1 rRNA gene is annotated in these 208 nt (G+C 54.3%); it reads left to right on the top strand.

Annotated features, from left to right (window positions below):
* Nucleotides 1-3 precede the first annotated feature (3 nt).
* Nucleotides 4-208 (top strand): 23S ribosomal RNA (locus tag ACN6NF_RS26055); the annotation flags it as partial.

Genomic DNA, 208 nt, shown 5'->3' with positions numbered 1-208 from the left:
CTAGGTTAAGCTACAAAGAGCACACGGAGGATGCCTAGGCGCCAGGAGCCGACGAAGGACGTGGCGAACAACGATAAGGCTTCGGGGAGCTGTAAGCAAGCTTTGATCCGGGGATGTCCGAATGGGGAAACCCGGCTGTCTTCATCGACAGTCACTACTCACTGAATTCATAGGTGAGTGAGAGGCAGACCAGGGGAACTGAAACATC

The organism is Paenibacillus sp. TSM33 (assembly GCF_056099025.1).
This window is presented reverse-complemented; position numbering and strand designations above follow the sequence as displayed.